Genomic DNA, 19,574 nt, shown 5'->3' with positions numbered 1-19,574 from the left:
CCATGAGTGGTAAGCCCGGACTTCCGGAATTGACTGCGCTCGCCGCGATTGTCTCGCACCGCAGCTTCCGCAAGGCGGCCGACGATCTCGGCCTTTCGCCGTCCACGCTCAGCCACATGATGCGGACGCTGGAACGGGGCATGGGTGTACGCCTGCTCAATCGCACCACGCGCAGCGTCGCGCCGACCGAGGCGGGCGAGCGGCTCGTTACGCGCCTGCGGCCGCTTCTGTCGGATATCGACGCCGCATTGGCAGAGGTCGACGACTTCCGTGGTCTTGCATCAGGGACGCTGCGGATCAACACCAGCGAGATCGGTGCGCGACTGTTGCTCGGATCCGTGGTGCCGGTCTTTCTTCAGCGCTACCCCCAAGTCTCGCTCGATCTCGTCACCGAGGGAAGACTGGTCGATGTCGTCGCTGAAGGCTTTGATGCCGGTATCCGTCTGGGCGAGGCCGTGCCGCAAGACATGGTTGCGGTGCGCTTCGGCGGGCCGACACGCTTCATTGCCGTTGCATCGCCGGCCTATCTGGCAGGTCGCCCGGTTCCGCGCGTCCCGGATGATCTCAGGGATCAAACCTGCATCCGGTTTCGGTTGCCGAGTGGCAAACCCTACCGATGGGAGTTCGAGAAACATGGCCAGGAGATCGCGATCGATGTCCCTGGCGCGCTGACACTCGACAATATGGAGTTGATGGCCGAGGCCGCCGCCGGCGGCATGGGGATCGCTTACATCTCTGACAAATCCGCCAAGGCTCACCTCGACCGGGGAGCGCTTGTCACCGTGCTGGACGATTGGTGTCCGCCCATTCCCGGCCTGTTCCTCTATTATCCGGGCCGTCGGCTGGTGCCGCCGGCGCTGCGCGCCTTCATCGACGTGCTGAAGGAGACCGAAAGCTGAAGCCGCTACTCGGCTGGAGCCGTCAGCGGCGGCGTGGCGTTGCTGCGCCCTTCCCAGACCTGGGAAACAATTGCGACCACCACGGCGACCAGCATCGCCAAAGCTCCGACCACCGGCAGGCTGCGGTAGCCGTAGCCGGCATTGAGCATGGCGGCGCCCAGCGACGCGGCAAGCGCGATGCCGACATTGAAGCCGGACGGGATCAGCGAGGAGGCGAGGTTGGCGGCATCCGCCGTCCACGCCAGGATGCGGGTCTGGATCGGCGTGCCGATGGCGAAATTGAGGCCTCCCCAGATGACGATCGCGATGACCATCGGCACGGGGTAGGGGCTGACGGCGTAGATCACCGCCAGCGTCGCCGCCTGTAGGCCAAGCATGGTGATCAGCGACGGCATCAGCTTCCAGTCCGACAGCTTGCCGCCGAGGAAGACGCCAAGCGTGGCGCCGACGCCGTTGAGCAGCAGCACCCAGGGCACCAGGTTCTCGTCGAGCCCGGTGACTTCCAGCAGGGTCGGCGTGATGTAGGTGAACAGGCAGAACTGGCCGAGCATCAGCATCAGCATCAGGATCAACGAGGTCCAGACCTGCTGGCGTGCCAGCACGCGGACCTCACGGGCAAGGCCGGCTGGCTTGGCCGATGAGCCGGTGGTGCGCGGCAACAGGGCGGCCATGGCAAGAGTCGCCGCCACGCCCAACCCGCACATCACCCAGAAGGTGGCGCGCCAGCCCCAGATGTTGCCGATCGCCGTGCCGGCCGGCACGCCGATGACGTTGGAGACGGTGAGGCCGGACAGGATGACCGCCACCGCCATGCCGCGCTTGTCTTCGGGAACGAGCCCGACAGCGACCACCATGGCGACACCGAAATAGGCGCCGTGCGCGACCGCGACGGCAACGCGCAGCAGCAGCATCGAGGTGAAGTCGGGCGCCAGCGCGCAGGCCGCCTGGCCGATGGTGAAGGCGACGGCGAGCCCGAGCAGCAAGGTCTTGCGCGGCAAGGACTTGGTCGCGAGCGCCAGCAGCGGGCCGCCTATGGCGATGCCGCAAGCATAGCCGGAAACGAGATAGCCGGCGGATGGGACAGAGACGCCAAGCCCTTGCGCCACCTGCGGCAGCACGCCTGCAATGACGAATTCGGTGGTGCCGAAGGCGAAAGCGGCGATGAACAGGGCGATAAGCGGAAGCGACATGGGGAAGCCTTGGCTGGAATGGCCTCAAACCACGGATGGACCGCGGGGGCAATCCAGAAATTTTTGTCGCGACTTTAGGTTTTCTTGACCGGCAGCTTCAGGCCGTGTTCTTGCGGCCATAGGGAATCTTCAGCCACGCCCGCTCGTGGAAATAGTAGAGCAGGGACTTGGTGAAGACCTCGGTTATGCCGATGGCCGCGGCGAGTTTGACGCTTCCTGTGACGACCAGGGAAATGATCAGCGTGTCGATGGTGCCGGTCACGCGCCAGGACAGCGCCTTGGCAAAACTGCGCGAATGGGTGTCCATCGATTCCTCCGAAAGCCTGGGTAGCCGATCCTTATCCTGTCTGCCGGAAGCGGAGCAAAGGTATTTTGCCGTCAAGTGAGCACCGCAGCCGGTGGGGTGGCTTCAGCTCGCCTTCAACCTTGACCCCGTCAGCAGGCCGCGCTCTTCGAGCACCGGATAGGCCATCGACGCCAGCAGCGAGTTGATCTGCTTCAGGTCGCGGATGGTATCGAGATGGATCGAGCTGGTCTCGACGCTCTTGGCGGTGCCTTCGCGCAGCCGCAGGAAATGGCTGGCGCTGGTTTCCTTCTCGCGGTCGCGCAACTGGTCCTTTTCCAGCACCAGCTGGCGGGCGGTTTCAGGGTCGCGGGAGACCAGCACGTTGAAGGCGAGCCTTGCATTGGCCAGCACCGAGCTGTGGAAGGCGCACAACTCGCTCCAGCCTTCGTCGGTGAATTCCAGCCCGCGATCGAACTTCTTCTTCACATGCACCAGCATGTTGCGCACGATGATGTCGCCGACCTGCTCGAGCTTGACGCAGGCGCCGATCAACTCCTGGCAACGCAGCGCCTCGTCCTCGGTCAGCGGGTTCTTGGTGACCTTGGCGAGGTAGAGTTTGATGGCGGCATGCTTCCGGTCGACGCGGTCGTCGAGGGCGGCCAGCGCCTTGATCTTGTCGGCGTCGGCGCTCTCATAGAGCTCGATGATGCGTTTCAGCATGATCTCGACCGTCTCGCAGACCCGCACCACCTCGCGCGTGGCGTTGGCCAGCGCCTGGCTCGGCACGTCGAGCGCGCTCTCGTTGAGCGCGGACAACTCGACGACGTCGAGCGAGGCCGTTGGCTCCGGCTTGGTGCCAAGCGCCACGATCTTCTCCGAAGCGCGGTAGACGAAACCGGCCAGCGGCAGGCCTGCCAGCAGGATGATGACGTTGAACAGGATGTGGGCGTTGACGATCTGATCCGCGGCCGTCGCGCCGAGGAAGCCGACATGCGGCCGGAAGATCATGAACAGGATCAGCATGACCAGCGAGCCAAGCCCGCGCATCAGGAGATTGCCGATCGGCACGACGCGCACGGCGGGCCCGGCCGAGCGGGTCAGCATCGGTGCGATGATGGAGGAGCCGAGATTGACGCCGAGGATGAGGACGACGCCGAGTTCCGGGCTGATCAGGCCACGGCCGGCCAGCGTCGCCATCAGCAGAACCGCCGCGATGCTCGACTGGAACAGCCAGGTGATCAGCGCCGCCAGCAGGTAGGCGGTGATGGAATCGGTGGAGAAGTAATTGATGATGACCGGCATGAGCTGGCTGTTGCGCAGCGGCTCCGATGCCTGGCCGATCATTTCCAGCGACAGGATCAAAAGGCCGATGCCGACCAGGATGCGGCCGGTCTGGCGCCAGTCGCGCCGTTCGGTGGCCATGAACATCACCGTGCCGGTGATCAGGCAGAGCGGCACCAAAAGCGTGAGGTCGAAGGTCAGCAGCTTGACCACCAGCGCCGAGCCGATCTCGGCGCCACGCACGGCCAATTGGCCTGCGGCACCCGAAACGATGCCGGAGCCGGCGAAGGAGCCCACCAGAAGCGTCACGGCGGTCGAGCTTTGCAGCGCGATCGCAAGGCCGGTGCCGGCCAGCACCGCCATGATCGGATTGCGCATGGTGGCGCGCAGACGATGGCGCAGCACATCACCATAAGCACGTTCGACGCCGGTCTTGACCATGCGGGTGGCAAACAGCATCAGCGCGACAGCGCCGGCCAGATGCAGAAGGACGACGGAACCGCTCATTGCGGCGCCTGCATGCGGGCGGGGCGCGCGGTGCGGACGGCGCTGCGGTCAGGAAGGGAAGCGAGGGTACGAATCATGATCATGGCAGTCGTCATATATAGCTGGAATATTTTAGCCGGATAATAAAATCTTGTCGATTTCAAGGGGCCGCCGCAAGGCGACAGGCGGTGTCGGGAAATGGACGGGTGCGCAAATGGTTGCATCGCCGGGTCGCGGTGGGACAGGGAAGCGGCCGGTTGGCGTGCTTGTGGCGGCTGTCTTTGCGATGATGTTCAAATATTCGAAATAAGCGGAGGATTTCATTACACAATTGTAATGCCGCCGTTCAGTTTCAGTTCATCCCCGGCCGCTATTCCTCGGGCATCGACAACCAAGGAGACCTCCTATGAAACGCATTGTCCTTTCCGCTCTCGCTGTCACGATGCTGGCCGCCACCTCCATGACCGGTCAGGCCGCGCCGATGAACGCCCCGGTCGCGCCGCAGTCGAATTACACCAAGGTCGACTGGCAGAAGCCAGGCCACCACAACGACGTGAGGAAGCGCGTCTACAAGAAGAAGGTCGTCGTGAAGCGCAACAACTGGCGCAACGGCCAGAAGTATTCCGGCTGGAGGCAACACCAGCCGATCCGCGACTATGGCCGCTACGGCCTGCATCGTCCCGGCCGCGGCCAGGAATGGATCCGCGTCGGCAACGACTACGTGCTGGTCGGCATCCTCTCCGGCGTCGTCTTCGGCGCGCTTGCCGCGCGGTAAGGTTCGATCGCTGGATTGAGCTGGGAAGGGCGGTCCGCAAAGGGCCGCCTTTCTTTTTGCCCTGTGGAAACCGGGCATCGTCCGCATTGGGGGTCGTCGGATTTCGCGGGTATGCTTATATGGAGGGGAAACGAGTTCCCTCAATGCGCTTTCCGCCCGCCTTTCTCGACGAGATCCGCGACCGCGTGCCGATTTCATCTGTTATCGGCCAGCGCGTCGCGTGGGATCGCAAGAAGACCAATACGTCGCGCGGCGACTATTGGGCCTGCTGTCCCTTCCATGGCGAGAAGAGCCCGTCCTTCCATTGCGAGGACAAGAAGGGCCGCTACCATTGCTTCGGCTGCTCGGTCTCGGGCGACCATTTCAAATTCCTCACCGAACTCGACGGAATGAGCTTCCCCGAAGCGGTCGAGAAGATCGCCGACATGGCCGGTGTCCCGATGCCAGTCCGCGACGTCCAGGAGGAACGGCGCGAGAAGGAACGCGCCAGCCTGACCGACGTCATGGAAATGGCGACCGCCTTCTTCCAGGAACGGCTTCAGGGACCCGAGGGCGCCAAGGCCCGCGCGTATCTGCGGGACCGCGGGCTGACGCCGGCGACGCAGCATTCGTTCCGGCTCGGCTTCGCGCCCGATAGCCGCAATGCCTTGAAGGAGCATCTCGCCGCAAAGGGCGTGCCGAAAGCCGATATCGAGGCGTGCGGGCTGGTGCGCCACGGCGACGACATTCCGGTCTCCTATGACTGGTTCCGCGACCGCATCATGTTCCCGATCCCGGATTCGCGCGGCAAGATCATCGCCTTTGGTGGCCGGGCGCTGGCGCCCGATGCGCTGGCCAAATACATGAACTCGCCCGACACGGAGCTCTTCCACAAGGGCAATGTGCTCTACAATTTCGCCCGTGCCCGCAAGGCTCTGGCCAAGGGCGGCACGGTGATTGCCGTCGAAGGCTACATGGACGTGATCGCGCTGGCACAGGCCGGCTTCGAGAATGTCGTGGCGCCGCTCGGCACCGCGCTCACCGAGAACCAGCTCGAGCTGTTGTGGCGCATGGCGCCGGAGCCGATGCTGTGCTTCGACGGCGACAAGGCCGGGCTGAAGGCGGCATGGCGTGCCGCGGATCTGGCATTGCCCTCGGTGCAGGCCGGCCGTTCGGCGCGCTTCGCGCTGCTGCCGGAAGGCAAGGATCCCGACGACCTCGTCAAGGCCGAGGGGCCTGACGCTTTCCGCGCGGTGCTTGCCGATGCGCGGCCGCTGGTCGACCTGTTGTGGATGCGCGAGACAGCCGGCGGTGTCTTCGACACGCCGGAACGGCGGGCGGAACTGGGAAAGACGCTGCGGGAGTTGACCAGCCGCATCCGCGACGAAAGCACGCGCTATCACTACCAGCAGGAAATGCGTGAGCGGGAAAAGAGCTTCTTCGGCTCGCAGCGCGATGCGCGGCAAGGGCGCCAGGACTGGAAACCGGGACAGGGCAAGGCAGCCGCGCCCGGCGGGCAATTCGCCAAGCCTGGTGGCGGCCGCATGGCGATCACCGAAAGCCTCGGCCAGTCGGCGCTGGTCAAGCGCGGCAGCGAGGGCATGTCGGTGCGCGAGGCGACGATCATCGTGGCGCTGGTCAACCATCCGGCGCTGATCGACGAGAATTTCGCCCATGTAGAATTTCTCGACCTCGCCAATTCCGAGCTGCAGCGGCTGCACGCCGCCATCCTCGACGCGATGGCGCATGACATGGCCAATGACCGCCATGCCGTGGTGGCGACGATCGAACGCGCCGGCTGCGCGGAGATCTGGGAGCGCGCCGTCGGCCTGATCCGGCGGGCGCGGCAATGGCCGGCGCTGGAGACGGCCGCGCTCGACGATGCCCGCGATGCCCTGAACCAGGCCCTGCACTTGCAGCGCAGCGCGCGCACCTTACATAAGGAGCTGAAACAGGCGGAAGCGGCTCTCGAAGCGGATCCTTCGGACGAAAACTTCCGCCATCTGATCGAAATTCAGGCGCAATTTCAGGATGTACAGGCGACGGAAGCGCTGATCGAAGGATTTGGCGTTTCGTCGGGCAGGGCCGGGCGAGCCTAAGTGCAGCTGAGAACAGGAATGAGAGCGTGGCCGGGCTTCCCCAAGGAGCAGGGCGCGCTAAGTCGGGTAATTGATTCGCTTTTTTCATGCGAATCATGCCAGAGGCGCTTGACCTTCCGACAGAATGGCGGAATCAGGACGATTCGAAACGTTAACCCGCACCCGCGCCGACGGGAAATGAGCGATGTGAGGTACTGGTCACTGGACAGGCAGGCCGCCTGCCACAGATATCAGGGTTAATCTGGACTTAATGCATGTCGCCCAAGAGTGGTCAGCCAAGAGTGGAACCGGTTTTGGGGTGATGGCATGCACCAAACAAAAGAGATGATGCGGTTAGTGGCCCGGTGAGGCGCGTTTCAAAAAACGAGCGTATCCGATTTGACTGGTCCGACAGCTTACGCGGCCCCAAAGTTTGGCCGCTAGGAGAAGATAAAAATTATGGCGACTAAGGAAAAGGAAGAGGTCGAGACCGAACGCGAAGGCGCCACCGATGGCCCTCTGCTCGACCTTTCCGATGATGCTGTCAAGAAGATGATCAAGGCCGCCAAGAAGCGCGGCTATGTCACGATGGACGAGCTGAATTCGGTGCTGCCTTCCGAGGAAGTGACCTCCGAGCAGATCGAGGACACGATGGCAATGCTGTCCGACATGGGCATCAATGTCGTCGAGGATGACGAGCAGGGCGAAGAGGCCGAGGCCGGCGACACCGCGGCGGACGCCGAGGAAGACGCCAACGAACTGGCCGAACAGACCGGTACGGCGGTCGCCGCCACCACCACCAAGAAAGAGCCGACCGACCGCACCGACGATCCCGTGCGCATGTATCTGCGTGAGATGGGCTCGGTCGAGCTGCTGTCGCGCGAGGGCGAAATCGCCATCGCCAAGCGCATCGAAGCCGGCCGCGAGACGATGATCGCGGGCCTGTGCGAAAGCCCGCTGACCTTCCAGGCCATCATCATCTGGCGCGACGAACTCAACGAATCCAAGATCCTGCTGCGCGAGATCATCGATCTCGAAGCCACCTATGCCGGCCCCGAAGCCAAGCAGGCGCCGGTGGTCGAGCGCATCGAGGAAGCGCCCAAGGCCGAGGAAAAGCCGCGCCGCGGGCGCGACGATGAAGACGACATCACCAATGTCGGCGCCGATACGCGCGGCATCGGGGACGACGACGAGGAAGACGAGGACGAGGCCAGCCTGTCGCTGGCGGCGATGGAAGCCGAACTGCGTCCGCAGGTGATGGAGACGCTCGACGTCATCGCCGACACCTACAAGAAGCTGCGCAAGCTGCAGGACCAGCAGGTCGAGAACCGTCTGGCCGCCGCCGGCACGCTGTCGCCCAGCCAGGACCGCCGGCTGAAGGAGCTGAAGGACCAGCTGATCAAGGCGGTGAAGTCGCTGTCGCTCAACACGGCGCGCATCGAGGCGCTGGTCGAGCAGCTCTACGACATCAACAAGCGCCTGGTGCAAAACGAGGGCAAGCTGTTGCGGCTGGCCGAAAGCTACGGCGTGCGCCGCGAGGAATTCCTGAAGGAATATCAGGGCTCGGAGCTCGACCCAAACTGGACGCGCTCGATCGCCAACCTGACCTCGCGCGGCTGGAAGGAATTCACCAAGAACGAGAAGGATGCGATCAAGGACCTGCGCGCCGAGATCCAGCACCTGGCCACCGAAACGGCGATCTCGATCCTGGAATTCCGCAAGATCGTCAACCAGGTGCAGAAGGGCGAGCGCGAAGCCGCGATCGCCAAGAAGGAAATGGTCGAGGCCAACCTGCGCCTCGTCATCTCCATCGCCAAGAAATACACCAATCGCGGCCTGCAGTTCCTCGACCTGATCCAGGAAGGCAATATCGGCCTGATGAAGGCGGTCGATAAGTTCGAATACCGCCGCGGCTACAAGTTCTCGACCTACGCGACATGGTGGATCCGGCAGGCGATCACGCGTTCGATCGCCGACCAGGCGCGCACCATCCGCATCCCGGTGCACATGATCGAGACGATCAACAAGATCGTACGCACCTCGCGCCAGATGCTGCACGAGATCGGCCGCGAGCCAACGCCGGAAGAACTGGCCGAAAAGCTCGCAATGCCGCTCGAAAAAGTGCGCAAGGTCTTGAAGATCGCCAAGGAGCCGATCTCGCTCGAAACGCCGGTCGGCGACGAGGAGGATTCGCATCTGGGCGATTTCATCGAGGACAAGATGGCGATCCTGCCGATCGACGCGGCGATCCAGGCCAATCTGCGCGAGACCACCACGCGGGTTCTCGCCTCGCTGACGCCGCGCGAGGAGCGTGTCCTGCGCATGCGCTTCGGCATCGGCATGAACACCGACCACACGCTGGAAGAAGTCGGTCAGCAGTTCTCGGTCACCCGCGAGCGTATCCGCCAGATCGAAGCCAAGGCGCTGCGCAAGCTCAAGCACCCGAGCAGGAGCCGCAAGCTGCGCAGCTTCCTCGACAGCTGAGTTTTATCCGACGCGAAGAATTGAGGGCGCCAACTGGCGCCCTTTTTCGTTTTCACATCAATGGAAAGTCGTTTTCGGACCTTCCGGGAATTGCGTTACAACGGCACGTTCAGCCGTGTTCCCTTGACGATGATGCCGCCCCGGTCGCCGATCTCGATCGAGCCATAACGCTGCCTGAAACATTCGGGCAGCGGACGGTCGCCGGGGATGGACAACCACAGGCGCAGCATATGGCGCCGCTTGTCCGGGTCCGGCCAGTCGCGAAACCCCATGCGGTCGTGAAGCAGCGAATGATTGTAGACGAACTGCATGTCGCCGGGCCGAAGCCGCATCGACAGGTTCAGCTTCGGATCATTGGCAAGACTGTCGAAGAGATCCAGCGCTTCGACATGGGCGGCGCTCAGCCGCATGGCATCCGGGAAGCGCTGCGCGCTGTCGATGTACTGGCGCTGGTAGATGCCGGTCAGCAGTCCCGCATGCCAGTTGAGGACTGGGATTTCGAAATAGGGCTTTTCGCCTTCCGGGATCTCGCCGCGCCGGTCGGTTGCGATCGGATCGAACAGCAGGCGGACCAGATCGGGCCGGCTTTTGCGCATCTCATTGTAGATCGTAACCGTGCTGACCAGCAGGGATTCGCCGCCTTGCATGGCATCGCGCAGGCAGAGCAGGCCGACGACATCGGCGGAATCGGTGTGAAACGTCTGGCGCTCCGCCGTCTGGTAGATGCGCGTCGTGGCGTCCCTGGCGTCGGCGCCGATGTCGCGGACATGGCCGAGTATATGGCCCTGGGCATTCTGGGAGCGTGCGCTTCCCAGATGCGCGCCAATCCCGCAGAAGATGGTTGCCGCCATTTCAGCGGAATATCTCTCGACCGGGAGGCCGCGCAGGACCTCGAAGCCGATGCCGGCGATCAGTTTTCCGCGAAGGGCGGCAAGATGGCCGGCAAGCCGGGGCAAGGGGAAATCGGCCTTGGTCAGGCCGCCTATATCGCGCGAGCCGGCGAGAAAGCCGGTTGCCGCCAATTCCAGCTCGGCGACGTCGCGAGGGTCCAGTTCGACCAGCCAGCGGCCGGGATGCTTCGCCACGTCCTCGCCGGTCCATGCGGCGGGAATTTCGATCGATGCCGGGGGCAGGTCTGTCGTCTCGCGCATGAAGCCCTCCGGCGGCTGGATTGATCCTGGACATCGGCCTGGGATTTCCACCATGGCCACGAAGGAGATTGCAGCAATCAGGCGGGTTTTCAAACCGGCTTTCGCCGGTCGCCGCCGAGTGTCCCTTCCAGCCCGCAAATGATGCGTGGATGCGTCCTTGCAGGACGTTCGCCGCGGGAGGATAATTTGACGTCGGATGCATTTTCTGGGCGACAACCCGGATGCCCGCCCCGGCGAAGCCGCCGTGCTCCGTGGCCCCGGAGGGAGGTGAGCCATGACAAGCTACATCGTGCTTATGAACTGGACGGAGCAGGGCGCCAGAAACGTGCGCGATTCACCCAAGCGGCTCGACGCCGCCAGGAAGCAGTTGGGAGATATGGGCGGCTCGTTCAAGTCGTTCTATCTGACCATGGGCGAATACGACATGGTGGCCGTGGTCGAAGCCCCCGACGACGCGGTGCTGGCGCGTTTCTCGCTGATGCTGGCGGCGAGCGGCAATATCCGGACGCGAACGCTCAAGGCCTTCCCCGAATTCGCTTATCGCGAGATCATAACTTCGCTCGGCTAGTGTTTGCGGACAACCGGATCAGGTGCCGCCTTGATGGCACCTGATCCGCCGCGCGTTCCGACATATTTGACAGTTGTCTCGGGACAGGACGTCTCGCCGTGGTAGATATGCGGCCAGGAGGGATCGCGATGAACAATTTTTCGATACTGGCCGTCGCTTTTGCCTTGATATCATCAATGCCGCTCGAGGCCGGCGCCACGACAAAACCGGTCGGCATGGCCAATCCGGCCTCGGTCCATTGCGGTCAGATTGGCGGCCGCCTGACGATCAGGAAAGACAAGGCCGGCAACGAATATGGCTTCTGCCGCTTGCCCGATGGGCGCCTGTGCGAGGAATGGGCGCTGTTTCGCGACAACAAATGCATCGGCCCAAAGGCCGCGATGCGCCACAAATAGCAGCCACGTCGCCGCCTGGGTACAAGGATAGGACCATGTCAGACCCGCACCCGCATTCCCATCTGTGGCCCGGTGTGCCGCTTGCCCTGTTTTCGGCTGCATTGTTTGGCGCCACGCCGCCCCTCTCCAAGCTGCTGCTCAACAGCGTGAGCCCCTTCATGCTGGCCGGCCTGCTCTATCTCGGCGCCGGCATTGGCCTTGCCCTGTATCGCCTGCTTCGCGGCAAACAGGCCGCGGCCGGCGAAGCGCAGCTGGCCGCCAGGGATGTCCCCTGGCTGGCGCTGGCGATCGGCATGGGCGGCATCCTCGCGCCGGTGTTGTTGATGTTCGGCCTCAGCCTCAACACCGCATCCAGTTCAGCGCTGCTGCTCAATCTGGAAGGGCTGGCGACGATGGCGATCGCCTGGCTCGTCTATCGCGAGAATGTCGACCGGCGCCTGCTTGTTGGCGCCTTCGCCATTCTGGCGGGCGCGGTCCTGTTGTCATGGCAGGGCGAGGGTGTCGCCTTCAATCTCGGCGCGCTGCTCGTCGCCGGGGCCTGCCTGGCATGGGGACTGGACAACAACTTCACCCGCAAGATCTCGGCGACCGACCCGGTGGTGATCGCCATGCTGAAAGGGCTGGTGGCGGGCGCGGCCAATGTCGGGTTGGCGCTTGCCGCCGGAACGTCGTTTCCCGCGGTATCCATTGTCGTGGCCACGGCCGCCGTCGGCTTCCTCGGCATCGGCGTCAGCCTTGTGATGTTCATCCTGGCATTGCGCCATCTTGGTACCGCGCGGACAGGCGCCTATTACTCGCTGGCTCCGTTCATCGGTGCGCTGCTGGCCATCGTCATCCTGGGCGATGCCGTCACCTTCAAGCTGGCCTTGGCGGGACTTCTGATGGGTATCGGCCTATGGTTGCATCTGTCGGAACGCCACGACCATGAGCACGACCACGAGGCGCTGGAACATGAGCACAGCCATGTGCATGACGAACACCACCAGCACGATCATGACGGGCCGGTGAGCGAGCCGCATTCGCACTGGCACCGGCATGCGCCGATGCGCCACCGCCATCCGCATTATCCGGACCTGCACCACAGGCACGGCCACGGCTGAGCATGCCAATCATGCTCAAGCAAACGCCAAGGCCTGAACTAACCGTTTGGTACAACACGCGTTGCCCCGTCTGCGATGGCGGCATTACCAGGCAGAAGCGGCGGCTGATCGAAGCGGTCAGGGCCGGGCGGATCAAATTTCGCGACATCAATCTGGAGCCGGCGGCCCTGGCCGGACATGGCGCCTCGCTGGAGGACATCCGCCGGCGGCTGCACGCCACCGATGCGGATGGCCGCTTGCTGGTCGGCGCCGATGTCGCCATCGCCGTGTGGCGGATAACGCCGGGCGAGGGCTGGCTGGCCACGCTTCTCGGCAACCGGTTGACCCTGCCGATGACGCGCTTCGCCTATGACCGGTTCGCTGATCTGCTCTACGCCTGGAACCGCCGCAAGGGCCGCTGGTAGCGCGCGGTGATGCGGAAGGGTCCGGAGGGTGTCTCCCAACCCTTGTCCGCCGGCTTTATCGGCCGGCGAAAGCAAGCGTCTGCCATGACATTCAGATACATCGTAAGATATATCTTGACTCCATGGGAAGGCGACCCTAATTAAGATATATCGTAAGATAGAACTCAAGGAGCAATCCAATGCACAAGGACAATCATTTCGGACGCGGCCATTTCGGTGAGCGCATGTTCATGCACATGGCCGGCAAGTTCGGTGGCAGAGGGGGCGGCGGCTTCGGCCCGTTCGGCCATGGCGGCCGCAGTGGCGGCCGCGGCGGGCCGGGGGACATGTTCCGCGCCGGGCGGATGCTGGCCGACGGCGACCTCAAGCTGATCACGCTGTCGCTGCTGGCCGAGGCGCCTCGCCACGGCTACGACATCATCAAGGCGCTGGAAGAGCGCACCAGCGGCATCTACAGCCCGAGCCCGGGCGTGGTCTACCCGACGCTGACCTTCCTGGAAGAGGCAGGCTATGCCGTCTCGTCGAGCGAAGGCAACAAGAAGGTATTTTCCATCACCGAGGCCGGCCAGGCGCATCTCGCCGACAATCGCGAGATGATCGACGGCGTGCTCGACCACCTCGAACGCTTCGGGCGCAAGATGGCCAAGGCGCGCGACTGGTTCGGCTGGAACGACGATGGCGAGGACCGGCGCGGCGGTCGCGGCGGCCGTGGCGAGCGTTCGGAAACGCGCGACGAATTCCGCGCCATCCGCCATCGCCTGCGCGCGGCGCTGGGCGACATCGTCGATGCCCCGGCTGAAAAGCAGGCCGAGGCGATCGCCATCCTCGAAGCCGCGGCGGAAGCGCTGGAAGCGCTGACGCATCGCTGATCTCGTCGCGACAGACGCAAGAAAGCCCGGGGCGACGACCCGGGCTTCTTTGCGTCAGGGCGGGCCGGCATCATTCCTTGCCGACATATTCGCTGATCAGCTTTTCGTTGCGGGCCTTTTCGATCTTGGCGGTCATCTCGGCCGAGAGGCGCTCGTCGGTGCGGTACTTGACCAGATTCACCAGGCTGCCGGTGAGCAGCAGAATGCCCATCGCCCAGTAACCCTTGGTCGCCAGGTCGACCGGCGCCAGCCACAGCGACAGGCCGAGCATGAAATAGGCGGCACCGACCGAGGCGGTGTTGAACATGATGTAGGTCTGATTGGCGTTCATGGGTGTTCTCCGTTGGTTTGATGGATTTGATGGAAATCAGGTCTGCAAGGCGGGTTTCAGTTGATGGTCTTCAGGCGCTCGAGTACGTCCTTGGCGCGCACCTTCACCGCCGCGCCGTGCCCGGCGTCGGCAAGGCGGTCGCGGATTGCTTCGTGACGCAGTTCGCCGTCGATCTCGTCGAGAATGCCGGCCTCCTCGAATGGGTCGCCGGCTCCCTTGATGCGGGCCAAAAGCTCCTCGGCGTCGTTGAGGCTCGCCGAATGGCCGATCGACCTGACGAGGCGTGACTGCGCCTTGCGCTCGGCATCGATGGCCCGGGCCGAGATCATGCCCTGGTTGAGGTCGATGATGCGGCGATGCGCCCGCTCCACCGAAACGCGCATCCGCAAGGTCTTTTCGCCAAGGCTCTGCACGGTGGCGCGGCGAACCTCGCGTTCATTTTCCAACTCCGCGACAGCCGCGGCACCACTTTCGGCAAGCCCGTTGTTGCCGGCGGCCAGTGCGCTCAGCGTGCGGCTTTCGAGATCCGCGTGGCGGCGTTCGAGGTGGTCGAGCCCGGCCTGCTCGGCACGCTGGCGCACGATCAGCGAGGCGAGGGTCTGCTTGGCGGCGGCAAGGCCCGCCTCGGCGTCGCGGATGCGTTGTGCCAGAAGGTCGATGGCGAAGCGATCCTTCAGGCCGTCCTCGGCCCGCGCGCTGGCGCCGTCGAGCAATGTTCTGATCAGGCTAAGCATGGTTCTTCTCCCTTCGATTTGTTCTGTGAACAATGTTCACGGGGCCAACATAACAGGAAATGAACATTGTTCAAGACGTTTTTGAACGCTGTTCACGAAACTTCGCATATGGTAAACAGGGGGAAATCGCGGTTCGAACCAGCGTGCCGCGCAAAGCATTCGCACCCACAAGGACTGATATGGCACTGGACAAGGAAGAGACGGGCGAGCGGGTGCTGGCGATTGCCGAAGTGCTGCTCAACGAGGGCGGCATGGACAATCTGAAGGCGAGGACCATCGCCGAGCAGGCGGGCATCTCGGTCGGTTCGGTCTACAATCTGTTTTCCGATCTCGACGGGGTGCACCGTGCCGTCAACATGCGGCTGCTTGATCGACTCGGGGCGGCGGGGGCAGCGGCGATGGCCGATCTTTCCCGGCGCGGCATCACCGATGTGCGCCAGCGCCTGCTGGCGCTGGCGGGCGCCTATGTGCGCTTCGTCGAAGCGCATCCGGGCAGTTGGCCCGCATTGCTTGCCTTCAACAGGCGGCGTCCAACACTGGCCGAACCCGATGCTTACGAGGCGCGGCTCGACCAGCTGTTCGAGATCATTGCCGGCGTGCTCGCCAGCGGCGATTTCGACCTTGACGCCGACACGCGACGGATCGCCGCGCGCACCTTGTGGTCAAGCGTGCACGGCATCGTCACCAGCGGCTATGCGGCCAGATCCGTGCGCGGGCAGACGGACGAGATCGACCAGCAGATCGACCTCCTGGTCGCCGTCTTCATCAGGGGGCTGGAACGCGGCGGCGCATTCGCGCATGCTGGGACGACAGCGTCGTGAATCGCGAACAGACCGTGGTTTGCAGGACGAACAAGGAGATTTGAGCGATGTCTTTTCTGAAGCGTCTTTTCGGTGGTGGCGGCGGCGGTGAGACGGCCGAGCCCAAAAGTGCGGCGCCAGCCAAGCAGGTCGAGCATAAGGGTTTCCTCATCAGCGCCACGCCCTACAAGACCGATGGCCAGTACCAGACCTGCGGTGTCGTTTCCAAGGAGGTCGACGGCGTGGTGAAGGAGCACAAGTTCATCCGCGCCGACCGTTTCGCCGGGCTAGACGACGCCGTCGACATTTCGATCAAGAAGGGCATCCAGCTGGTGGATGAACAGGGCGACCGGATCTTCGGTTAGGCGGACTGCTCGAGGCGACCGCCCGCATTGCACCAGAGGCGGCAAATGCCGGCGCGGCCAAGCTTGTCGCGAGGCTTGCTCGCGGAGCAAACCTCGGTAACGCCTTGTCCCACTCAAACCGCATTGCCCGAGGCCAGACAGGTGTCGAAAATGCGAGGCGATGGTCCTCGCCACGAAACCCGGGTTCAAGGTTTCAGCTCGATGGTTCCCATGTCGCGAAGCGGGAACGCGCGATGGGTGGAAATGACGACGATCCGGTCGCTCAGCTGGGCGAGCAGCCGCTCCAGGATGCGCTCGCCCTGCTCGTCGTCGAGATGCTCCGTCGGCTCGTCGAGCAGCACCAGCGGCATGGCGGACAGCCAGGCGCGCGCGAGGTTGATGCGCTGCACCTCGCCGAGCGAAAACCGGTCTTGCCTGATCCAGGTATCCAGCCCGCCTGCCTCACGGATTCGCCGGTCCATCTCGACGATTTCCAGCGCGCGCCACAGGGCCGCGTCCGGTGCGTTGCCGACGAAGAGGTTGGCGCGCACAGTGTCCTCCATGATGACAGCATCATGGAGCACCAGTGCCGAGAGTGCCCGCCGCTCGCCTGCCGACAGGATGCGGTCGCCGGCGGCAAATCCATCCTCGCCGATCCAGCCGGCGACCTGCTTGAGCAGGCTGGTCTTGCCCGAGCCGCTGGCGCCGACGAACACCGTCGGCCGACCTCTTTCAAGTGTCAGCGCGACCGGTGCACCAATGGGACGGTCGTCCGGCGCGCGGCGCTGCAGGGCGCCGTTGCGCAGTTGGCGCGGTTCGGTCGGCATGTGCGCTTGCCTGTCCGCCGAAGCGGCCTCGGTCCACCTGCCGATCTCGGCCCGGGCGGCATTGCGGCGAAGCACGGCCACGAGCATTCGCGACGCGCCGTTCAGCGCTTCGCCCAGCGCCAACCATGAGAACGCGAGCAGCATTGGCAGGAGAAGCTCCGTGCCTTGCCGGCCGGCATACCAGGCAGCCGCCATCACGCTTATGCCGCCGATCGGACCGAGGGCGGCGCAGAGCGTGTCGAGCCCGGCCTGCAGGCGGCGAAGGGCAAGCATCTCGCCATCCGCTCGGGAGAGTGCGGCAAGCGCCTCGCCACACTCGTGGCGCCAGGCACCCTCGGCCTTGAGCGGAACGGCTGACGCCATGGCCGCGCCAAGCCTGCCTGCGCCCCCGCGACGCATCGACCTGGCGCGCTCCCATGCCATGGCGCCAGCCTTGGCCACCCGGTTCCCCGCGAACAGGATGGCGAGCAGCAGAAGCAGGATCGGTAGAAGCGAGGGCGGTACGAGCACCGCCGAACCGGCGATGAGGACGGGGAGGCCGCAGGCCAGCGTCAGCGCCGGCAGGCCGGCACGCAGCCGGGCGTAGTCGAGATCCTCGACATCATCGAGATAGTCGGCCAGCCTTGCGTCATCGCCGAGCTGCCACCCGGCCCGGCGCACGGCGGGCGCCGCCGCCATCGCGGCGAAAAGTTCGACGCGATGCGCGACCTGGTCCGCGAGTGCTGCCTTGTGGCCGGCCAGCCGCTCGCCATAGCGGGCGGCCGTGCGGCCCACCGCGAACAGCCTGATCAGCGCGGCCGGTATGTGGAAGTTGAAGGTGAAGGCGGTGGCGGAAAGGCCGGCGATCGCCACCGATCCCAACAGCCAGGCGGAAACACCGCCGAGCAATACGCCGCAGCAGAGTGCCGAGAAGGCAAAGCCCGTAGCCAGCCGCCACGACTTCCGGCTCGAGGATTGAAGGAGAGTGTTCATGCCGCCACCTCGATGGCATCGTTGGGGGTGAGATCGACCGTCATGTCCGCGGCGGCGGCGAGATCGCGGTCATGGGTGGCCACGACGACAAGCCGCGATCGCGAGATCGCAAGCAGCATGCGCCGCACCGCTTCGGCCGTCTGGCGGTCGAGCTTTGCCGTGGGTTCATCGGCCAGTACGATCCGGCCGGAAAGCTGCGCGCGGGCGACCGCGATGCGCAGTCGTTGCCCACCGGAAAGATTGGCTCCGCCCCTGTCCAGCCTGGCTTCGAGGCCGCCGGGCAACAGCGCATCGTTGACCAGGCCGATCGCGCCGGCGGCTGCCTTGAGGTTGTCCCCGGCCGGCACGTCGATACTCCATGAAAGGGCCTCGGCAAGCGTTCCCTCGGGCACGTAGCTGTCGGTGGAAACCCAGGCGATTTCCCGGCCGGCGAGTGCATCGGCGTCGAGCGCTCCGCCTGGTTCGAGCCCGGCCAGTCGGCGCAGCAATGTCGACTTGCCTGATCCGCTCGGGCCGACAATGGCGACGAGGCCCTGTTCCGGCAACGCCAGGGACAGGCGGTCGAGAACCGGCAAGGCCTTTGCCCCGACCGGCTCGGCATCGAGCAGCCGGTCAAGTGCGGCCGCCGCGGCTAGGCCTTCCGCCTTGGCATGATACTGTTCCGAAAAGCGCCGGAAGGGTGCGAAATATTCCGGCGCGATCATCAGGATGAACAGGCTCTGCCAGAGCGCGAGGTTGGAGAAGCCAGGAATCATCGCGAGCTTCAGATGGCCAAGGCCGAGGAAGACGGCGAGGATGGCGATCGACAGCGATGCGAAGAAGTCGATGATGCCGGCATTGATGAAAGCGATGCGCAGCACGCTCATGGTGTTGTCCGCATAGGTTTCGAGGCGTCGGGCCAGCTTGGCGTCCTCGGTGGCCATCGCGTGGTTGGCGAGGATCGTGGGCAGCGTGCGGATGCGGTCGGCGAACTGGCCCGCCAACCGGCCGAAGGCGTGTTCCTGGGCGTCGGCGCGCCGGCGGATGGCATCGCCCACCAGCGCGAGGAACAGGATCATCACCGGCGTCAGGCACACGACCAGCAGCGCAGCCTGCCAGGAAACGAGGAAAAGTGCGATGGCCGCAAGCACCGGTCCGGCACCCATCATCCTGCTGGCCGCGCGATGGCCGACGACAAGGCCGGCCACCGCCTCGGGATGTCGCTGCATCGAGACGATGACGCCGCCGACCGACAGCGATTGCAGTTGTCGCGCCGGCATGTCGTCCAGGCGCTCGCCCGCAGCCCCGCGCAACCCTACCGACACGGCGGTTTCGGCCGATGCCTGCGCCCTGTCTGAGGCGAGCCCGGCGAGGCAAAGAGAAGCGAGAAGCACGATCACAGCCGCGGCCAGCCATGGATCGACGGGATCGCCCATCACCAGCCGTCCGGTGGCGATCGCCGCCGACGCGGCGAAGCCGAGGCGCAGCCCGGTGCGCGCGACTTGCAGGACGAGCAGCCGACGCAAGCCGCGCCTTGCCAGCCGTTCGGCGATCGACAGTGCCTGGAAAGGGGCGGGGCCGGAGGGGATGCCCTTCGGATCCGGTGCGGGAACAGCTGACGTTTTCATGCCCCGGCTCTCGC

General features: G+C 64.5%; 19 protein-coding genes. 11 read left to right on the top strand and 8 right to left on the bottom strand.

Going from position 1 to position 19,574, the window contains the following annotated elements; genetic code table 11:
- Window positions 1–2: 2 nt before the first annotated feature.
- Window positions 3–899 carry a LysR family transcriptional regulator gene (locus AC07SZ_RS20320; RefSeq protein ID WP_494915607.1) on the top strand — a complete coding sequence of 299 codons (897 nt, stop codon included), beginning with the start codon at window positions 3–5 and terminating at the stop codon, window positions 897–899.
- A gap of 5 nt (window positions 900–904) precedes the next feature.
- Here AC07SZ_RS20320 and AC07SZ_RS20315 read toward each other — a convergent pair whose 3' ends face one another.
- From AC07SZ_RS20315 to AC07SZ_RS20305, 3 genes are all read right to left on the bottom strand, one after another.
- Window positions 905–2,089 (bottom strand): MFS transporter, encoded by a 1,185-nt coding sequence (locus tag AC07SZ_RS20315; RefSeq protein ID WP_494915605.1) that lies wholly within the window; start codon window positions 2,087–2,089, stop codon window positions 905–907.
- A gap of 97 nt (window positions 2,090–2,186) precedes the next feature.
- Window positions 2,187–2,396 (bottom strand): DUF2061 domain-containing protein, encoded by a 210-nt coding sequence (locus tag AC07SZ_RS20310; protein WP_056578587.1) that lies wholly within the window; start codon window positions 2,394–2,396, stop codon window positions 2,187–2,189.
- A 102-nt stretch (window positions 2,397–2,498) separates the two neighbouring features.
- Window positions 2,499–4,163: a Na/Pi cotransporter family protein gene (locus tag AC07SZ_RS20305; RefSeq protein ID WP_172372493.1), complete on the bottom strand. Its 1,665-nt coding sequence runs from the start codon at window positions 4,161–4,163 to the stop codon at window positions 2,499–2,501.
- A 385-nt stretch (window positions 4,164–4,548) separates the two neighbouring features.
- Here AC07SZ_RS20305 and AC07SZ_RS20300 point away from each other — a divergent pair, with 385 nt between their 5' ends.
- The 3 genes from AC07SZ_RS20300 to rpoD all read left to right on the top strand — a co-directional run bounded on the left by AC07SZ_RS20300 (window position 4,549) and on the right by rpoD (window position 9,458).
- On the top strand, window positions 4,549–4,917 hold the full coding sequence (locus tag AC07SZ_RS20300) for an RcnB family protein (protein ID WP_056578582.1): 369 nt from the start codon (window positions 4,549–4,551) through the stop codon (window positions 4,915–4,917).
- A gap of 143 nt (window positions 4,918–5,060) precedes the next feature.
- Window positions 5,061–6,995 carry a DNA primase gene (gene dnaG / locus AC07SZ_RS20295; RefSeq protein WP_056578579.1) on the top strand — a complete coding sequence of 645 codons (1,935 nt, stop codon included), beginning with the start codon at window positions 5,061–5,063 and terminating at the stop codon, window positions 6,993–6,995.
- Between the two features lie 438 nt (window positions 6,996–7,433).
- Window positions 7,434–9,458 carry an RNA polymerase sigma factor RpoD gene (rpoD, locus tag AC07SZ_RS20290; protein ID WP_056578576.1) on the top strand — a complete coding sequence of 675 codons (2,025 nt, stop codon included), beginning with the start codon at window positions 7,434–7,436 and terminating at the stop codon, window positions 9,456–9,458.
- A 95-nt stretch (window positions 9,459–9,553) separates the two neighbouring features.
- On the opposite strand, the gene AC07SZ_RS20285 is transcribed toward rpoD, so the two are convergent.
- Entirely contained in the window at window positions 9,554–10,609 is a 1,056-nt protein-coding gene (locus tag AC07SZ_RS20285) for a TauD/TfdA family dioxygenase (protein WP_494915604.1), read from the bottom strand.
- Window positions 10,610–10,883: 274 nt separating this feature from the next.
- Here AC07SZ_RS20285 and AC07SZ_RS20280 point away from each other — a divergent pair, with 274 nt between their 5' ends.
- The 5 genes from AC07SZ_RS20280 to AC07SZ_RS20260 all read left to right on the top strand — a co-directional run bounded on the left by AC07SZ_RS20280 (window position 10,884) and on the right by AC07SZ_RS20260 (window position 13,945).
- The gene (locus AC07SZ_RS20280) at window positions 10,884–11,177 is read left to right on the top strand and encodes a GYD domain-containing protein (protein ID WP_056578573.1); all 294 of its coding nucleotides are present in this window, start codon (window positions 10,884–10,886) and stop codon (window positions 11,175–11,177) included.
- 128 nt (window positions 11,178–11,305) lie between these two features.
- Window positions 11,306–11,572: a putative hemolysin gene (locus AC07SZ_RS20275; protein ID WP_056578570.1), complete on the top strand. Its 267-nt coding sequence runs from the start codon at window positions 11,306–11,308 to the stop codon at window positions 11,570–11,572.
- Between the two features lie 35 nt (window positions 11,573–11,607).
- Complete coding sequence (locus tag AC07SZ_RS20270; protein ID WP_494915603.1) at window positions 11,608–12,672, top strand: DMT family transporter; 1,065 nt, start codon at window positions 11,608–11,610, stop codon at window positions 12,670–12,672.
- 11 nt (window positions 12,673–12,683) lie between these two features.
- Window positions 12,684–13,076, top strand: a complete 393-nt coding sequence (locus tag AC07SZ_RS20265) for a thiol-disulfide oxidoreductase DCC family protein (protein ID WP_056578983.1) — start codon at window positions 12,684–12,686, stop codon at window positions 13,074–13,076.
- A 179-nt stretch (window positions 13,077–13,255) separates the two neighbouring features.
- Window positions 13,256–13,945: a PadR family transcriptional regulator gene (locus AC07SZ_RS20260; protein WP_494915602.1), complete on the top strand. Its 690-nt coding sequence runs from the start codon at window positions 13,256–13,258 to the stop codon at window positions 13,943–13,945.
- A gap of 70 nt (window positions 13,946–14,015) precedes the next feature.
- On the opposite strand, the gene AC07SZ_RS20255 is transcribed toward AC07SZ_RS20260, so the two are convergent.
- Both AC07SZ_RS20255 and AC07SZ_RS20250 read right to left on the bottom strand, forming a co-directional pair.
- On the bottom strand, window positions 14,016–14,276 hold the full coding sequence (locus AC07SZ_RS20255; RefSeq protein WP_023779112.1) for a YiaA/YiaB family inner membrane protein: 261 nt from the start codon (window positions 14,274–14,276) through the stop codon (window positions 14,016–14,018).
- A gap of 56 nt (window positions 14,277–14,332) precedes the next feature.
- The gene (locus AC07SZ_RS20250) at window positions 14,333–15,010 is read right to left on the bottom strand and encodes a PspA/IM30 family protein (RefSeq protein WP_056578562.1); all 678 of its coding nucleotides are present in this window, start codon (window positions 15,008–15,010) and stop codon (window positions 14,333–14,335) included.
- A gap of 179 nt (window positions 15,011–15,189) precedes the next feature.
- Here AC07SZ_RS20250 and AC07SZ_RS20245 point away from each other — a divergent pair, with 179 nt between their 5' ends.
- Entirely contained in the window at window positions 15,190–15,831 is a 642-nt protein-coding gene (locus AC07SZ_RS20245) for a TetR/AcrR family transcriptional regulator (protein WP_056578560.1), read from the top strand.
- A gap of 47 nt (window positions 15,832–15,878) precedes the next feature.
- Window positions 15,879–16,175 (top strand): HlyU family transcriptional regulator, encoded by a 297-nt coding sequence (locus AC07SZ_RS20240; RefSeq protein ID WP_056578557.1) that lies wholly within the window; start codon window positions 15,879–15,881, stop codon window positions 16,173–16,175.
- Window positions 16,176–16,360: 185 nt separating this feature from the next.
- Here AC07SZ_RS20240 and AC07SZ_RS20235 read toward each other — a convergent pair whose 3' ends face one another.
- Both AC07SZ_RS20235 and AC07SZ_RS20230 read right to left on the bottom strand, forming a co-directional pair.
- Window positions 16,361–17,953: an ATP-binding cassette domain-containing protein gene (locus tag AC07SZ_RS20235; RefSeq protein ID WP_494915601.1), complete on the bottom strand. Its 1,593-nt coding sequence runs from the start codon at window positions 17,951–17,953 to the stop codon at window positions 16,361–16,363.
- Complete coding sequence (locus AC07SZ_RS20230) at window positions 17,950–19,560, bottom strand: ATP-binding cassette domain-containing protein (RefSeq protein ID WP_494915600.1); 1,611 nt, start codon at window positions 19,558–19,560, stop codon at window positions 17,950–17,952. The genes AC07SZ_RS20235 and AC07SZ_RS20230 overlap by 4 nt, the downstream gene beginning before the upstream one ends.
- Between the last annotated feature and the right edge of the window lie 14 nt (window positions 19,561–19,574).

The sequence above is a fragment of the Mesorhizobium sp. GW821-FHT07A06 genome (genome assembly GCF_059419085.1).
The sequence above is the reverse complement of the archived record's forward strand: the minus strand, read 5'-3'. Positions and strand labels throughout refer to the sequence as shown.

What these genes read in the sequence shown, in the direction of transcription:
- AC07SZ_RS20320 (WP_494915607.1), top strand. Translation starts at nt 3, where the DNA reads ATGAGTGGTAAGCCCGGACTTCCGGAATTGACTGCGCTCGCCGCGATT.
- AC07SZ_RS20315 (WP_494915605.1), bottom strand. Translation starts at nt 2,089, where the DNA reads ATGTCGCTTCCGCTTATCGCCCTGTTCATCGCCGCTTTCGCCTTCGGC.
- AC07SZ_RS20310 (WP_056578587.1), bottom strand. Translation starts at nt 2,396, where the DNA reads ATGGACACCCATTCGCGCAGTTTTGCCAAGGCGCTGTCCTGGCGCGTG.
- AC07SZ_RS20305 (WP_172372493.1), bottom strand. Translation starts at nt 4,163, where the DNA reads ATGAGCGGTTCCGTCGTCCTTCTGCATCTGGCCGGCGCTGTCGCGCTG.
- AC07SZ_RS20300 (WP_056578582.1), top strand. Translation starts at nt 4,549, where the DNA reads ATGAAACGCATTGTCCTTTCCGCTCTCGCTGTCACGATGCTGGCCGCC.
- dnaG (WP_056578579.1), top strand. Translation starts at nt 5,061, where the DNA reads ATGCGCTTTCCGCCCGCCTTTCTCGACGAGATCCGCGACCGCGTGCCG.
- rpoD (WP_056578576.1), top strand. Translation starts at nt 7,434, where the DNA reads ATGGCGACTAAGGAAAAGGAAGAGGTCGAGACCGAACGCGAAGGCGCC.
- AC07SZ_RS20285 (WP_494915604.1), bottom strand. Translation starts at nt 10,609, where the DNA reads ATGCGCGAGACGACAGACCTGCCCCCGGCATCGATCGAAATTCCCGCC.
- AC07SZ_RS20280 (WP_056578573.1), top strand. Translation starts at nt 10,884, where the DNA reads ATGACAAGCTACATCGTGCTTATGAACTGGACGGAGCAGGGCGCCAGA.
- AC07SZ_RS20275 (WP_056578570.1), top strand. Translation starts at nt 11,306, where the DNA reads ATGAACAATTTTTCGATACTGGCCGTCGCTTTTGCCTTGATATCATCA.
- AC07SZ_RS20270 (WP_494915603.1), top strand. Translation starts at nt 11,608, where the DNA reads ATGTCAGACCCGCACCCGCATTCCCATCTGTGGCCCGGTGTGCCGCTT.
- AC07SZ_RS20265 (WP_056578983.1), top strand. Translation starts at nt 12,684, where the DNA reads ATGCTCAAGCAAACGCCAAGGCCTGAACTAACCGTTTGGTACAACACG.
- AC07SZ_RS20260 (WP_494915602.1), top strand. Translation starts at nt 13,256, where the DNA reads ATGCACAAGGACAATCATTTCGGACGCGGCCATTTCGGTGAGCGCATG.
- AC07SZ_RS20255 (WP_023779112.1), bottom strand. Translation starts at nt 14,276, where the DNA reads ATGAACGCCAATCAGACCTACATCATGTTCAACACCGCCTCGGTCGGT.
- AC07SZ_RS20250 (WP_056578562.1), bottom strand. Translation starts at nt 15,010, where the DNA reads ATGCTTAGCCTGATCAGAACATTGCTCGACGGCGCCAGCGCGCGGGCC.
- AC07SZ_RS20245 (WP_056578560.1), top strand. Translation starts at nt 15,190, where the DNA reads ATGGCACTGGACAAGGAAGAGACGGGCGAGCGGGTGCTGGCGATTGCC.
- AC07SZ_RS20240 (WP_056578557.1), top strand. Translation starts at nt 15,879, where the DNA reads ATGTCTTTTCTGAAGCGTCTTTTCGGTGGTGGCGGCGGCGGTGAGACG.
- AC07SZ_RS20235 (WP_494915601.1), bottom strand. Translation starts at nt 17,953, where the DNA reads ATGAACACTCTCCTTCAATCCTCGAGCCGGAAGTCGTGGCGGCTGGCT.
- AC07SZ_RS20230 (WP_494915600.1), bottom strand. Translation starts at nt 19,560, where the DNA reads ATGAAAACGTCAGCTGTTCCCGCACCGGATCCGAAGGGCATCCCCTCC.